The 13,885-nt window shown below is 52.5% G+C and carries 14 protein-coding genes; 4 read left to right on the plus strand and 10 right to left on the minus strand.

Going from position 1 to position 13,885, the window contains the following annotated elements; translation table 11 throughout:
- Nucleotides 1–11: 11 nt before the first annotated feature.
- The 5 genes from AC3CB2_RS10140 to dapB form a co-directional block, all read right to left on the minus strand.
- A complete protein-coding gene (locus AC3CB2_RS10140) occupies nt 12–620 on the minus strand; it encodes a 2,3-bisphosphoglycerate-dependent phosphoglycerate mutase (protein ID WP_352932472.1) in 609 nt (202 codons plus the stop codon).
- A 94-nt stretch (nt 621–714) separates the two neighbouring features.
- Entirely contained in the window at nt 715–1,266 is a 552-nt protein-coding gene (locus AC3CB2_RS10145; protein WP_075700984.1) for a pyridoxamine 5'-phosphate oxidase family protein, read from the minus strand.
- A 27-nt stretch (nt 1,267–1,293) separates the two neighbouring features.
- On the minus strand, nt 1,294–2,022 hold the full coding sequence (locus AC3CB2_RS10150; RefSeq protein WP_352932469.1) for a DUF6065 family protein: 729 nt from the start codon (nt 2,020–2,022) through the stop codon (nt 1,294–1,296).
- Nucleotides 2,023–2,495: 473 nt separating this feature from the next.
- Nucleotides 2,496–3,122: a 2,3-bisphosphoglycerate-dependent phosphoglycerate mutase gene (locus AC3CB2_RS10155; RefSeq protein ID WP_037036366.1), complete on the minus strand. Its 627-nt coding sequence runs from the start codon at nt 3,120–3,122 to the stop codon at nt 2,496–2,498.
- 111 nt (nt 3,123–3,233) lie between these two features.
- Nucleotides 3,234–4,049: a 4-hydroxy-tetrahydrodipicolinate reductase gene (gene dapB / locus AC3CB2_RS10160; RefSeq protein ID WP_352932467.1), complete on the minus strand. Its 816-nt coding sequence runs from the start codon at nt 4,047–4,049 to the stop codon at nt 3,234–3,236.
- Nucleotides 4,050–4,341: 292 nt separating this feature from the next.
- Here dapB and AC3CB2_RS10165 point away from each other — a divergent pair, with 292 nt between their 5' ends.
- The 3 genes from AC3CB2_RS10165 to AC3CB2_RS10175 all read left to right on the plus strand — a co-directional run bounded on the left by AC3CB2_RS10165 (nt 4,342) and on the right by AC3CB2_RS10175 (nt 7,145).
- Nucleotides 4,342–5,232, plus strand: coding sequence for a DMT family transporter (locus tag AC3CB2_RS10165; RefSeq protein WP_352932465.1), 891 nt, complete (start codon nt 4,342–4,344; stop codon nt 5,230–5,232).
- Between the two features lie 588 nt (nt 5,233–5,820).
- A complete protein-coding gene (locus tag AC3CB2_RS10170) occupies nt 5,821–6,681 on the plus strand; it encodes an alpha/beta fold hydrolase (RefSeq protein WP_352932463.1) in 861 nt (286 codons plus the stop codon).
- 17 nt (nt 6,682–6,698) lie between these two features.
- Entirely contained in the window at nt 6,699–7,145 is a 447-nt protein-coding gene (locus AC3CB2_RS10175; protein WP_352932461.1) for a MarR family winged helix-turn-helix transcriptional regulator, read from the plus strand.
- A gap of 76 nt (nt 7,146–7,221) precedes the next feature.
- On the opposite strand, the gene AC3CB2_RS10180 is transcribed toward AC3CB2_RS10175, so the two are convergent.
- Nucleotides 7,222–8,187: a DMT family transporter gene (locus AC3CB2_RS10180; protein ID WP_352932458.1), complete on the minus strand. Its 966-nt coding sequence runs from the start codon at nt 8,185–8,187 to the stop codon at nt 7,222–7,224.
- A gap of 170 nt (nt 8,188–8,357) precedes the next feature.
- Here AC3CB2_RS10180 and AC3CB2_RS10185 point away from each other — a divergent pair, with 170 nt between their 5' ends.
- Nucleotides 8,358–9,068: an AraC family transcriptional regulator gene (locus tag AC3CB2_RS10185; RefSeq protein ID WP_352932456.1), complete on the plus strand. Its 711-nt coding sequence runs from the start codon at nt 8,358–8,360 to the stop codon at nt 9,066–9,068.
- 165 nt (nt 9,069–9,233) lie between these two features.
- Here AC3CB2_RS10185 and pnp read toward each other — a convergent pair whose 3' ends face one another.
- From pnp to rbfA, 4 genes are all read right to left on the minus strand, one after another.
- Nucleotides 9,234–11,384 carry a polyribonucleotide nucleotidyltransferase gene (gene pnp / locus AC3CB2_RS10190; protein ID WP_014283428.1) on the minus strand — a complete coding sequence of 717 codons (2,151 nt, stop codon included), beginning with the start codon at nt 11,382–11,384 and terminating at the stop codon, nt 9,234–9,236.
- A gap of 373 nt (nt 11,385–11,757) precedes the next feature.
- Entirely contained in the window at nt 11,758–12,027 is a 270-nt protein-coding gene (gene rpsO / locus AC3CB2_RS10195; RefSeq protein WP_008548711.1) for a 30S ribosomal protein S15, read from the minus strand.
- A gap of 320 nt (nt 12,028–12,347) precedes the next feature.
- Nucleotides 12,348–13,325, minus strand: a complete 978-nt coding sequence (gene truB / locus AC3CB2_RS10200) for a tRNA pseudouridine(55) synthase TruB (protein ID WP_352932453.1) — start codon at nt 13,323–13,325, stop codon at nt 12,348–12,350.
- A gap of 45 nt (nt 13,326–13,370) precedes the next feature.
- The gene (rbfA, locus tag AC3CB2_RS10205; RefSeq protein ID WP_352932451.1) at nt 13,371–13,811 is read right to left on the minus strand and encodes a 30S ribosome-binding factor RbfA; all 441 of its coding nucleotides are present in this window, start codon (nt 13,809–13,811) and stop codon (nt 13,371–13,373) included.
- Nucleotides 13,812–13,885 lie beyond the last annotated feature (74 nt).

Consider the following 13,885-nt stretch of genomic DNA (forward strand, 5'->3'; position numbering starts at 1 on the left):
GGCCGCCTTTTTTATTTGTAGATCTGCTGAATATCTTCTGCGTTGTTGACCTGAAAGAAGAGCGGCTGTGCTGTTCCGATATGCAGGCGCTCGGTTTCTTCCTGTCTGAGCTTGCAGAGCTTTGAGATCAGTCCCCTGATTGTATTACGATGCGCCGAGATGAGGATATTTTTCCCGTTTGAGAGTTGAGGTAGGACGCGATGCCGGAACACTCCCAGCGCTCTGTTCGCTGTCATCTCCAAACTCTCCCCGCCCGGTGGAACGGCATTCAGTGAGTGCCGCCATTTGTGGACTTGTTCTACACCGTGCTGCTGGCAGACTTCCTCGATTGTTTTGCCGGTTAGCTCACCATAAGCACGTTCGTTGAAAAGCTTGTCTTCAATCACATGCAAATGAGACTGTTCGGCTTCCTCCAGGATGTGCTCCAACGTCTTGCGTGCTCGGGTCAGGGCTGAGGAGTAGGCAAGATCAAACTGTATTGCATGCTCTTTTAGGGCACGGCCAGCGCTTTTGGCTTCTTCAATGCCTTTGGATGTCAGGTCAGGATTGCCCTGCCCTGAAAACACTCTGCGTGCATTCCATTCGCTTTGCCCGTGGCGTACCAACACCAACAATCCCATAAGACACGCCTCGTCGATCTTTCTTACTGCGTGTCTTATATAGTTTCATTTGCAGGCCTAAACCCGACTTTCGTTGAAACATCCCACAGTGATTTTACGCAGGCTCCAGAATGTTCGTGGGCAAGCCATCCAGGCTGGTGGCATTGTGCTTGCGCCAGTAGTTCTCCAGCTCTTCACGATCCATCGTCTCGTAGTAAGGCAGGAACTCTTTCTCGACGCGCGTATCAACCAGATCCATGCGAGGAACTGTTGAACCGCAGGAGGTCTGGATGAGTTCGATATCAAGATCGAAGATCTGGCGGCATCCCGGTAGATCAGGGAAGAGGCTGATCATCTTGTCCCAATCGGCATCTCTGGGATGAAGGACCCTTGCCTGACCAAACACGCGCAGTGTGAGACGCTGCTCCCCAAAAGAGCAGAACATCAGTGTCATGCGTCCATCTTCCTGAACGTGGGTGGCTGTTTCATTGCCAATGCCCGTCAGGTTTAACCAGATAATCCGCTCATCACTGAGTACCCGGAGCGTGTCCATGCCTTTGGGAGACAGATTGATGTGCCCTGTTGCTGCGGCTGTCGCCACGAAGAACATTTGCTGCTCTTCGATGTGCTGACGGAATCTTCGGTTCAGTCTTTTGGCTTTGATCATGTCGGTCAGGAATTGCTTGAGAGATGGCTAGTCAGCATCTGCGTACTGGACGTTGATGCGGCGCTGTTCACTTGCGTAGCTGCCAGAACGGCCTTCGTTACGCTTGTCGTAGCCTCTTGACCATGCCTGCCAGAACTCTTCTGAAGAGCTCTCCATTTCCATAATCTCTGGTTGGACCACAGGGGTCTTTGGCAAGACAGTGTTGGGCAACTGCACCACCTGAAGCAAAGGCCGATGACGTGGAAAACTGATCGGCACATCCTGCTTGCGGAGCTTCACATTTATGAAGAGGGGAGAACAGAACCAGCTGGAGTCAATCATCGCTTCAAAGCAATCATATGCCGTGTTGGAGGGTAGGTTGATTGGTCCGCGAACCCAGTGGCACTGTCCTTCATCGCCGATAAGGCTGTACCCGGCGCCAATCTGGACGATATCGCCTTCTGGAAACACATCCAAAAACGGCGGATAATAGTCCTCAAGGCCTTCCGGGCAGGTATTTCTGTAGTCTTCCACGAAGTCTGTAAGATACAGCCGATCCAGCAAGGTCCACTCGCCATCTGCCCCAAGTCGGTACAGGACCTCTGATCCGGTCCACATCAGGTAGAAATCAACTGGCGGGTAGACATACCATCCCTGACGAGAAGCAGTAATGAGGGGTTCACAATACTTCATAGCCCGGGCGGGCATCATGCCAAGGTTCGTTCCATCTGCCTTTACTACGTCGGGGGCAGACTTAACCATTCTTACAAACTTCACGGAAATTCCCTCGCAGACAATACACTCTGCAAAATGAAGCGAGGCAGACTAAGCTGCCTCACACATTAAATTATTTTGGCTTTTTCTCTTCATCTTTAGGAGCCAGGCCACCATTCAATTTTGCTGGCTTAGCTTGTGCAGATGCTGGGCGACCGTCGTTTGCTACTGAAAACTTCATAGGTTGTCCTCTCAATCAAATAACTAATGTGGTCATACAATTGCTGTATGCATTAAGAGGCTTGCACCTAAAATTACGTAGCGCAAGCTTAATAATAATCACTGCATCATTATCTATTATTGATAATCTTCAATGCATTACATTTCACGCACTTAGTATTTAATCAAAGTCTATTTGTGTGAATAATATTTATATTTTAAGATTCTAATTCAGCTACTGGCGAGGGGAATAACTGCAGGCAAATAAAAAAGCGGCTCAAAGAGCCGCTTTTATGATTCTGAGTTGTGGGGCTGGCTTAGACTTCAGCCAGATCCTCAACGGAAAGAACCTTACCTTCTTCATCCAGGCGATAAACAACTGGCTTACCTGTGCCAAGTTCACGCTTGAGGATTTCTTCAGGTGAAAGACCTTCAAGTTCCATGATCAGGGAACGCAGGGAGTTGCCGTGTGCAGCAACGATCACGCGGTTGCCTTCCAGAACTTTTGGAAGAATGTCAGAGCGGTAGTAAGGCAGGGTGCGCTCTGCAGTCATCTTCAGGCTTTCGCCGCCAGGAGGAGGCACGTCGAAAGAACGACGCCAGATGTGAACCTGCTCTTCACCAAACTTCTGACGCGCTTCGTCTTTGTTCATGCCGGTGATGTCGCCGTAGTCACGTTCGTTCAGAGCTTTGTCCTGAGCGGTTGGCAGGTCTTCCTGACCAAGTTCACCAAGGATCAGCTTAAGAGTGTGCTGAGCGCGCAGCAGGTCAGAAGTGAACGCCAGATCAAACGTCAGGTTCATTTCCTTGAGCTTCTTGCCCGCAGCTGTTGCTTCTTCAACACCCTGTTCTGTCAGGTCTGGGTTTTTCCAGCCGGTGAACAGGTTTTTCAAATTCCATTCGCTTTGTCCGTGACGGACGAGAACCAAAAGGCGTTCCATCAAACTCTCCTGGAGAGGTTATGTGTTCTTGAAAACAGTTGTCTTGGAAGACTGTTTTCAAAGGTCATTGCGCATACCCCGTTGTGTACCAGAACCCCGGGAATGCGCTGTGTATCACTCGTCGTTCAGGCCGAGAACATCAGCCATTGAGTATAGGCCCGGTTGCTGCTTGTGCGCCCAAATGGCAGCTTTCACAGCACCGCGAGCAAAAATCTGTCGGTCTGTTGCAATGTGCGAGAGTTCTATACGCTCTCCTTCACCTGCAAACATCACCGTATGTTCACCTACCACTGAGCCGCCGCGCAGTGTTGCAAAGCCGATGTCGCCTCTGTTGCGTTCGCCTGTGATACCGTCACGTGAGCGAACACTATGAGTTTCCAAGGAAATTTCACGCCCTTCTGCTGCAGCTTCACCGAGAAGCAATGCTGTACCGGACGGAGCATCAACCTTGTGTTTGTGGTGCATTTCCAGAACTTCGATGTCGAAATCTTCATCGAGGGCCGCTGCTGCCTTTTTTACGAGGCCAGCCAGCAGGTTCACACCTAGGCTCATATTGCCGGATTTTACAATGCGGGCCGATGTCGCGGCGTGAGCCAGCTCAGTTGATTGAGCGGATGTCATGCCGGTGGTGCCGATGACATGCACGATGGAATGACGGGCTGCGGCTTCTGCAAAGGCGACGGTTGCTTCAGGAAGCGTGAAGTCCAGAACACCGTCTGCTTCTGCGAAAGCTGCGTCGAGGTCGGACGTGACTGCAACGCCAAGCTTGCCACATTCGGCCAGCTCACCTGCATCCTTACCGAGGAACTCTGAGTTTTCGCGTTCAATCGCTGCGGAGACTACCACTCCGTCCATTTCGTTTACGGTGCGCACCAAGGTCCGGCCCATTCGGCCAGCGGCACCGACAACAACCAGTCGCATATCACTCATCTCATTCCCCCGAGCTGCCAACAGCCCCTCCAAACTTAAGGTGAGAGTGGGTATAGCAGGCAGTTTGCATTGTTTCAAACCGATATGGCCCCAGAGGCAGCTCCAGTCGTGGTTGTGAGGTTTTCTCAACCTGCACTTTATAGAAAATGCGGATGGCACGCCTTCTATGACATAGACATCTCTCTATTTTTGCCTAGTCTGTGCAGGTCTTCATTATTGCAGCGAGCTGACTTTACGCTGGAACCCATCGGAAGAATGGGATTTTGAGAGCTCGCCCATTCTGGGTTCTACTATGGATAATATTCGCGGCAGCGCCTGGATGGTGCTGGCTATGTTGGGGTTTGCCATTGAGGATACGCTCCTCAAGACTGCGACGGCTGCTGTGCCCGTCGGGCAGACGCTCATGCTGTTTGGTGCAGGTGGAACTTTCGGCTTTCTGTTACTGACCTGGAGACGGGGTGAGCGGGCCTTTGCTCCGGAAGCTTTGAAGGCCACACTGTTCACGCGGGCTATCTTTGAGATCACTGGCCGCCTGTTCTTCCTTCTTTCTCTGGCGCTGAATACTCTTTCCAGCACCTCTGCAATCCTGCAGGCCACGCCTATTGCGGTTACGCTGGGGGCGGCGGTGCTGTTTGGAGAGCGGGTGAGCTGGCAACGCTGGCTGGCCATTCTGATTGGGTTTGTCGGTGTGCTGATGATCATCCAGCCGAGTTCTGAAGCCTTTCAGGTGACGTCCATTCTCGCCATCATCGGCATGATCGGGTTTGCCGGGCGGGATCTCGCAACGAGAGCGGCTCCCCCTGCCCTCTCCAACATGCAGCTTGGGGTGTATGGGTTTGGCGTGCTGATCCCGACCGGAGCGCTCTATGCGTTCTGGTCCGGTGGTTTTGTCTGGCCTGATCTTTACAGCGGCCTGAGCATTGCGGCTGGCACTCTTGTGGGTATTGGCGCCTATTACTCTCTCACCGTTGCCATGCGCACGGGCATGGTGTCTGTGGTGACTCCGTTCCGTTATTCGCGCTTGCTCTTCGGTCTGCTGCTGGGCTTTATCATCTTTGACGAAAGCGTTGATGCCATGACGCTGGCAGGGTCAGCGATCATTGTTCTGAGCGGTCTGTATATTCTGATGGGGAACTCACCACGCAAGGCTGCGGCCACCAAAGAAGCCGCAGAGCGGGCTTAGAAGCACTTATAGCACCGCATGGATTTCCATGCGGTGTTGGACTGAAGTCTCCCGTTTCTCACGGGTGGAGCAAGGCGAACAGGCTCTGCCTGCGCTACTTGTTAGAAATGTTTCTTCGGCATTGGCTGTTCGCCTCGCCCGGGCCTTTTATCATGAACACGCGGGCTCCCTCTCGAACAGACGCGACAGGCACGTTTGCACATCAACAGATGCGCTTCCATGCCTTTGACAGTTTCCTGTCACCACCGGACGCCCTCCGGAACGACCCCAAGCTCCCTACTACCACTGTGGTCTCAATAGGGTATGGCGCTTCACCGGACCTCCCGACACGATACGTTACCTCATGCCGGTAGCCCAACCCCGCCCACGCCACGGAATGGACGGTCCACTCCTGCCCGAATGCGTGGGCACGAGAACAAGCTTAAGAGCGTTTTGGATGAGGGGGATAAGTTTTGTTGGTGTTGCTCAGCCCAAATCGACCTTCACGAACGAAGCCGACAGATCAAGTGATTAAGCCAATCCGAATTCAAGTTGACAACATGCTGTCGAAATTATATTGACAGCACGTTGTCAATATAGGAGGCGAATTTGAAAGTCCTCATCAGATCAATAGTTGCAGGTATGGGACTGGCTTCCCTCGCCATTCAATCCAGCGCTCAAGAAGGGATTAAGATCATCGAAACCGAGATTGTCATCAACCAGTCGGCCAACCTGAGTATTTATCGTGCAGGGCCAGAAACGACCCATAACGTTGTTTTTCTGCACAGTGATAGCGGTGCGGCGGCGCAATGGTTTTCAGTTATGGAGAACCTCGCGGATACGCATTCAGTGATCGCTTTTGATCAAAGGGGGCATGGTTCATCCTCACCTTCAGCAAGCGGCGACTACAGCTATAAGGCCAGAGCTGAAGATTTGCAGAAGGTGATTGCTACGCTTGGTTCTCAATCAGTTGTTCTCGTGGCTCATTCCGGCTCCGCGGGTGTCGCACTTAAATATGCCGAGGCAAACGCCGATACCTTGCGAGGAATTTACTTTCTTGATCCTGCATCTGATCCGCGCGCAATGCCAGTAGAGATGCGGCAGGGTTTCTTGGATGCCATTCGATCTGAAAATGGGCTGGATGCTGTTCAAGGATATTTTGCTTCAATTGCAGGCCAGAACCCAGAAACCATCACGACTGTAACCAGTGATGCAGCTAAGGTTGCACCAGACGCACGCATCGGATTTGCGCAAGCTTTGATGGATTGGAACCCGGAAATTGCAATGTCGTATTGGACGGGCCCGACATTCATGGCCATTACATCTGCCAATGACACTCCGGCGGCCATTCGTCACCTGAATGAGACAGTCGAATACGAGCTCTTATCGACGGAAGGGCATTGGGCACAGTTGGATGCGCCAGAAATTGTTGCGCGATCAATAAGATCCTTTATTGATAGCTTGTCTTGAGTTTGGAGGCTGACGTTGTGACAATCAAAAGAAACAGAGGTGGCGACGCAGTCTCAAACCTAATGCTTGCGACATTCAAATTGAATGGTGCATTCCTCGCGGCGGGAGACAAAATTTCAGCCCCATCGGGGCTTACATCCTCCCGCTGGCAAGTGCTGGGCACCTTAATGTGGGGTGATATGACAGTTTCGGGAATTGCCCGAGAAATGGGTCTGTCACGTCAAGCGGTGCAACGTATTGCTAACGTACTTGCCGAGGAAAAATTAATCGAGTTTCTCGACAACCCCAGTGATAAGCGCGCAAAACTGGCATCCGCTACCGATGCGGGCCGTGAAGCGATCCATAGCCTAGCAGAGCGGCAATATGTTTGGGCGAACACAACGGCAGAAGGCATCGATCCCAAAGAGATTGAGCAAGCCGTCGAGGTTATGAAGAAAGTCCTTATTGCATGCAAGCAAGAGTAAGCTGAAAACTCCCACTTTTCATGGGTGGAAGGCTCTGCCTGCGCAGCAGCTCAGAAGGCCACAATGATATGGGCTTTCATGTGGTGATTTCCTGATCCTTTCGGGGGGTACGGTAAGTGCGAAGGCTTCGTTCGATCCAAGGGCTGGCACTGACAATGATGATACCGATCAGCACCCCTGCGGACCCGATCAGAAACCCAGTCGTCAGAGCGTCTCCTAAAAGGAAGTAGCCAAGGATGACCCCGATCAGAGGGGTCAGGAACGAAAACACACCTAATTGTGTGGCCTTGTAACGTGTCAACATCCAAAACCAGCACAGGAAACTTGCGAATGCAACAATTACACTCTGGAAGGCAAGGTTCCAGAAAAGTGGCGCTGACGGGATGACCCCAGCCTGACCGGTAAACGCCGCGATCGTAATCAGAATGATCGCGGTAATCGCGAGTTGATAGAACAGAACGTGGGTAGCGTACAACTCACTGAGGCGTGTTGTTCGGATCAAAACGGTTGTCGCTCCCCAAAGAACTGCGGCCAATAGAGCCAGCGTATCCCCTAAAAGCATAGAGGCAGCAGCTGGTGTGCCGGATTGATTCGCCCCCGGAGTGAGGAAGGCATAAGCAATGCCGATGACGGCCACGAAAATACCGCCCCATTGAAGGGCGGAAAGACGCTCGGTTGAGAGTTTCAGATGAAGCCCCAAAGCGGCAAACACTGGAGCTGTGTAAAGGAAAACAACCACGTGAGATGCGGTGCTGTATTCAAGCGCTTTCCCTATAAGAAGGAACTCAAGGGCGAAAAGAAGTCCGGCCAGAGCTCCGAGCAATGCAGTTCCTCCCGATAAGAGGGGGCGCTTTTGCCGAAACGCGGTCAAAGTATATACACAAGCGGCAGCTAGCCCTGAGCGAATGCCGATCTGAAACACAGAAGAGGCATAAGACTCAGTCGCTTTGAGGCCAATTTGTTGCATGGCCCAGATCGTGCAAATGCCGACCATCAAGCCGATAGCTGTAATATCAAGTGGCTTGCGGTGATCCAAAACCATTCTCCTTGTTGTGCGCAAGGACAATAGCTTTTGTCATTTGATCAGTATATATTGATTAAATGACAGTTGCTGTAGAAAATCTGACAGATAGATCCGGGGAAGTCTCTCACATACATGACGTTCCGTTTCGAGAGCACTTGCCACAGCCGCTTTATTTCCGGTCGGCGCAGATGCCAAAGAATGCGAATTACCCACGTCATAGCCACCCATGGGGTGAACTGGTTTATTCTTATAGTGGTGTAATGGAAATCAACCTCAAGGATGGTCACTTCCTTGCTCCGCCACAATATGCCGTATGGTTGCCGCCAGACGTGGAACATCAAGGATTGAACAAGCAGGCTGCCGTGCATTGCTCCCTCTATGTTTCCCTTGACCTTTGCGGACCTCTCCCCCAGCGGACCACAGCTCTCGAGGTCAACCCGATGCTTCGGACCATGCTGGAGTATTTGAGGGAGAAGGAAGGCACGTGCCCGTCCAATCCTGCGCATCTTCGGTTTTTGCAGGTCGTGGTTGATCAGTTTGCAGAAGGACAGCAGGTTGGTTCTTTTCTGCCCTCAACGACAGATCCCATACTGGGGAAGGTGCTTCAACATCTACAAGATAATCCGCATGACAATCGGTCATTAGCGGAACTTGCCCGGCTCCATGATACATCGGAGCGCACGCTGATCCGTAGGTGCAAGCGTGATCTTGGGATCCCCTTTGCAGAATGGAAGCAAAGGTTGCGCGTACTCAAGGCGATGCCAATGCTGGAAGCTGGAGGTTCCGTGCAAAGCATCGCTGATCAACTGGGTTATGGCAGTGCCTCATCCTTCATCGCTATGTTCGGGCGGATGATCGGAAAAACACCAGACGGCTATCGCAAGTCCGTTCTCAAATAGGCATTCCAGAAAGTACTATCTCATTTGAGTGTCCGTCGTCAGCAATGGGCTCTTCGGTATGCCCCCGCATCCTTATTCCAAAACCATTTCCGGCTTTCGATGAAACAAAAAAAGACCGGCCCATTTCTGAGCCGGTCTTCTTAACTTAAGTCGAGAAGCTAGGGATTAGTCCTTTGCTTTCTCTTCTTTCTTTTCGTCTTTTTTCTCTTCACGAGGGATTTCCTGACCGGTTTCCTGGTCAACAACCTTCATGGAGAGACGAACTTTACCGCGCTCATCGAAGCCCATCAGCTTAACGAAGACTTTGTCGCCTTCTTTGATCACATCGGTCACTTTTGCGACTTTGCGTGGAGCCAGCTGGGAGATGTGAACCAGACCGTCACGTGCGCCGAAGAAGTTTACGAATGCGCCGAAGTCTACAGTCTTAACAACGGTACCTTCGTAGATTACGCCAACTTCTGGCTCAGCAGCGATGGAGTTGATCCAGTTCAGAGCAGCTTTAATTGCTTTACCATCGGAGGAGGCCACCTTAACGGTGCCGTCGTCTTCGATGTTCACTTTCGCGCCGGTCTTCTCAACGATCTCACGGATCACCTTACCACCAGAACCGATCACTTCACGGATCTTGTCTACTGGGATCTTGATGACTTCGATGCGAGGAGCGTGTTCGCCGAGCTCGGAGCGAGCTTCGGTGATTGCTTTCGCCATTTCGCCGAGGATGTGAACGCGGCCACCTTTAGCCTGCTCCAGAGCGACTTTCATGATCTCTTCGGTGATACCGTCGATCTTGATGTCCATCTGCAGCGCGGTGATGCCGTTTTCGGAACCAGCTACTTTAAAGTCCATGTCGCCGAGGTGGTCTTCGTCGCCAAGGATGTCGGAGAGAACTGCGAAGCGCTCGCCTTCCTTGATGAGGCCCATCGCGATACCAGCTACAGGCGCTTTAAGAGGCACACCAGCGTCCATCAGGGACAGGGATGCACCACATACGGACGCCATGGAGGAGGAACCGTTGGACTCGGTGATTTCGGATACAACGCGAACGGTATATGGGAAGTCATGGTGTGCAGGCAGCATTGGGTTAACAGCGCGCCATGCCAGTTTACCGTGACCGATTTCACGACGTCCTGGGGAACCCATGCGACCAGCTTCACCTACAGAGTATGGAGGGAAGTTGTAGTGCAGCATGAAGGTTGCTTTTTTGGTGCCTTCCAGCAGGTCGATGAACTGCTCATCTTCACCAGTACCCAGTGTTGCAACAACCATTGCCTGAGTTTCACCACGGGTGAACAGGGAAGAACCGTGTGCACGTGGAAGCATGCCAACTTCAGAAACGATGGAGCGAACTGTAGACAGGTCACGACCGTCGATACGGGAACCGGTGTCCAGAATGCGGCCACGAACGATTGCAGCTTCAGCCTTTTTGAACAGGTCGGAGATGACGTTCGCTTCAGGAGCGCCTTCTTCACCAGTTACGAGAGCTTCAACAACTTTCGCTTTCACAGCGTCAACAGCGTTTTTACGCTCGGTTTTCGCGGTGATGGAGTAAGCAGCGCCCAGCTCTTCGTTTGCCAGTTCCTGAACTTTGCCGAACAGGTCGGAATGATCAGGCAGGTTCAGTTCACGAGGCTCTTTCGCAGCTTTTTCAGCCAGCTGAATGATTGCGTCGATAACAGGCTGGAAGCCTTTGTGACCGAACATCACAGCGCCGAGCATTACTTCTTCGGAGAGTTCCTGAGCTTCGGACTCAACCATCAGAACAGCGTCGTTGGTACCTGCAACAACCAGATCCAGATTGGTTTCTTCCATCTGGTCAACTGTTGGGTTCAGAACGTATTCGCCGTTGATGTAGCCAACACGTGCACCACCGATTGGGCCCATGAATGGAACGCCGGAGATGGTAAGAGCAGCAGAAGCGCCAACCATTGCAACAACGTCTGGAGCGTTTTCCAGATCGTGAGACAGAACGGTCAGAACAACCTGAGTTTCGTTCTTGTAGCCATCTACGAACAGCGGACGGATCGGACGGTCAATCAGACGGGAAGTCAGGGTCTCGTGCTCGGACGGACGGCCTTCGCGCTTGAAGAAGCCACCTGGAATGCGGCCAGCAGCGTATGCCTTTTCCTGATAATTTACGGTGAGTGGGAAGAAATCCTGACCTGGCTTTGCGTCTTTTGCAGACACAACAGTCGCAAGAACTTTAGTCTCGCCGTAAGTTGCGATGACTGCGCCGTCTGCCTGACGGGCTACCTTGCCGGTTTCAAGGATGAGCGGACGTCCGCCCCAATCTACTTCCACGCGATGTATATCAAACATATCTTTATCCTAACGTTCGCCTCAGTGCCTGATGGTCGTCATCAAGCTCGAGGCTGTCATTTGCCGGCAATGCGCGCACGAACTCCTTGAGTATCAAGGGCGCGATGCCTTTTCAGGTCGAACGATTGCAGGCAAGACAGCAAGAAGCTCTTTGTTTGTTGCGCGTGCTTTATCCGAAAACCGGTTTTCACTTTTCGGAGGTGCGCTGCGAGCTTCTGGCAATCCTGCCAGGTCTCCATTCGCCTGCATAAATTCCGGAAGAGGCCTTCCCCCGCCAGACTATACCTCCCGCATTTTCCAGAGATACCTCGGAAATAAGAGGGAGTAAGCAAAACGCGGCGAGCTTTCGCTGCCGCGCTTCAAATTCTTCGTCTTAGCGACGAATGCCCAGACGCTCAATCAGGGACTGGTAACGAGCAACGTCTTTGCCCTTGACGTAGTCAAGCAGCTTACGACGCTGAGAAACCATTTTCAGAAGACCACGACGGGAGTGGTTGTCTTTCTTGTGACCCTTGAAGTGCTCAGTCAGAACAGTGATGCGGTGAGTCAGGATAGCAACCTGTACTTCTGGAGATCCGGTGTCGCCTTCTTTGACAGCGAATTCCTTGATCAGTTCTGCTTTTTTTTCAGGCGTAATCGACATCGATTTTTCCTTATCTAATGGCAGCCGAAGCTGCATCTTATTGAATGTGCTCTCTTACAGAGCCATGTGCTGAACTCGGGCCGTGCCAAGATGTCGTCTAGCAGGGTCAGGCCAACACATGTTGGCCGGGCAAGCGTCTGCTTCCCAGCGGCGGGACTATGACTGAAAAACTCTCAAAAAACCAGAAGAATCTTGAGATGGTTGCAGCCAGAGACCCAATGAGAGTTATTTTCTGATTTCGGCCAGTGATTACGGAAAATTTCCCGCAATCACCCGTCATATTCTGTTGTAATTGCGGGCATAACCATCAAGCACCGAGCTTAAAGGTTGAAAACCCGCTTCGGCTTGAACTCGCCTTTGGAGACTTCGCCAAACGCGATCAATTTGCCGCCTGAGACCACATAGATCTCTTCCGGGCCAATCGGCGCATCCGCGCCGCGCAGCAGAACTGGGTTGCCGCGCTTCACTTTTGCAGCAGCATCGCCGGTGATGCGCACTTCAGCAAACTGGTGCAGGGCGGTTTCAACCGGCTTGATGTAGCCAATCAGCTCAGCGTTTTCGAGCGGGTTGAGGACAGGAGGCTCTTCGCCTTCTTCCACCTCTACCATCATCGCTTCTTTCGCTGCACGCAGCTCATCCAGCGTGACCATCTGCTCTTCGCCGAAAGGTCCAACCAGCAGGCGGCGCAGGTCAGTCACGTAGCCGCACGTGCCGAGACGCTCGCCTAGATCGCGGGCCAGTGAGCGCACATAGGTACCCTTGCCGCATTCCGCTTCGAACACCGCACGGTTTTCATCGATGCACTCGACGAGATCCAGCCGGTGAACTTCGATTACGCGGGCTTCCAGCTTCACGTCTTCGCCATCACGCGCCAGATCATAGGCGCGGTTGCCGTCGACTTTGATAGCGGAGAAGATTGGTGGAACCTGTTCAATCCGGCCACGGAACTCAGGCAGGATCGCGAGGATCTCGTCCTGTGTCGGGCGGACATCAGAGGTTTTGACCGGTTCACCCTCAGCATCGTCAGAGGTGGTCTGCGTGCCCCAAGTGACCTCGAAGCGGTACACCTTGCGGCCGTCCATGATGTAAGGAACGGTTTTGGTCGCCTCACCGAAGGCAATCGGCAGGCAGCCAGTTGCGAGCGGGTCAAGGGTTCCTGCGTGTCCAACCTTTTCAGGATGGAAAATTCTCTTCAGCTGGCCCAACGCGTCGTTGGAAGTCAGGTTCAGAGGTTTGTCCAGAACAAGCCATCCGTTTACCGGGAAACGGGGTCTACGTCGCTGCTGTCTGCGCGCCATACTTCTCAGCTCTTATTCGTAAAATCTGTGCGGGAACGACTGCGATTAATCGCGGTCGTCTTCACCCTGATCGTCTTCGTCATCAATGCCGCCATCAGCAAAGTCTTTGCGGATGCTAGGCTCATGCAGCAGACGGGTGATGAGATCGTCATCGTCGAAACGGGTGTCTGCAACGAAGCGGAGGTCGCAGGTGTACTTCATGGTGACACGGCGAGCGACCTGGCCACGCAGGTATTTTGCGTTGCGCTTGAGGGCTTCAAGAACGACCTCTACATCGCGACCACCCATTGGCATGACGAGAACGTCTGCCCAACGCAGGTCTGGTGACATGCGCACTTCAGGAACGGTGATGATCACACCATCCAGATCCGGGTCACTTACCTGACCGCGTGTCAGGATGTCTGAGAGTTCTTTGCGGACAAGCTCACCTACACGCAACTGGCGCTGTGACGGCTGGCCTGCAAATTCATCGCGTGCTTTTGCCATTGTTTTCTCTTTTTATTTCAGAGTTGCACTGCATCGCGCTGATCGCCTTCATGCCGCTTGCAGTCACTCGCTCT

The organism is Pseudovibrio sp. SCP20 (genome assembly GCF_057774105.1).

Bases quoted from the DNA above. Each gene is read 5' to 3' on its own strand.
- AC3CB2_RS10140 (WP_352932472.1), bottom strand. From the start codon at position 620: ATGGGATTGTTGGTGTTGGTACGCCACGGGCAAAGCGAATGGAATGCA.
- AC3CB2_RS10145 (WP_075700984.1), bottom strand. From the start codon at position 1,266: ATGATCAAAGCCAAAAGACTGAACCGAAGATTCCGTCAGCACATCGAA.
- dapB (WP_352932467.1), bottom strand. From the start codon at position 4,049: ATGAGTGATATGCGACTGGTTGTTGTCGGTGCCGCTGGCCGAATGGGC.
- AC3CB2_RS10165 (WP_352932465.1), top strand. From the start codon at position 4,342: ATGGATAATATTCGCGGCAGCGCCTGGATGGTGCTGGCTATGTTGGGG.
- AC3CB2_RS10180 (WP_352932458.1), bottom strand. From the start codon at position 8,187: ATGGTTTTGGATCACCGCAAGCCACTTGATATTACAGCTATCGGCTTG.
- AC3CB2_RS10185 (WP_352932456.1), top strand. From the start codon at position 8,358: ATGCCAAAGAATGCGAATTACCCACGTCATAGCCACCCATGGGGTGAA.
- pnp (WP_014283428.1), bottom strand. From the start codon at position 11,384: ATGTTTGATATACATCGCGTGGAAGTAGATTGGGGCGGACGTCCGCTC.
- rpsO (WP_008548711.1), bottom strand. From the start codon at position 12,027: ATGTCGATTACGCCTGAAAAAAAAGCAGAACTGATCAAGGAATTCGCT.
- truB (WP_352932453.1), bottom strand. From the start codon at position 13,325: ATGGCGCGCAGACAGCAGCGACGTAGACCCCGTTTCCCGGTAAACGGA.
- rbfA (WP_352932451.1), bottom strand. From the start codon at position 13,811: ATGGCAAAAGCACGCGATGAATTTGCAGGCCAGCCGTCACAGCGCCAG.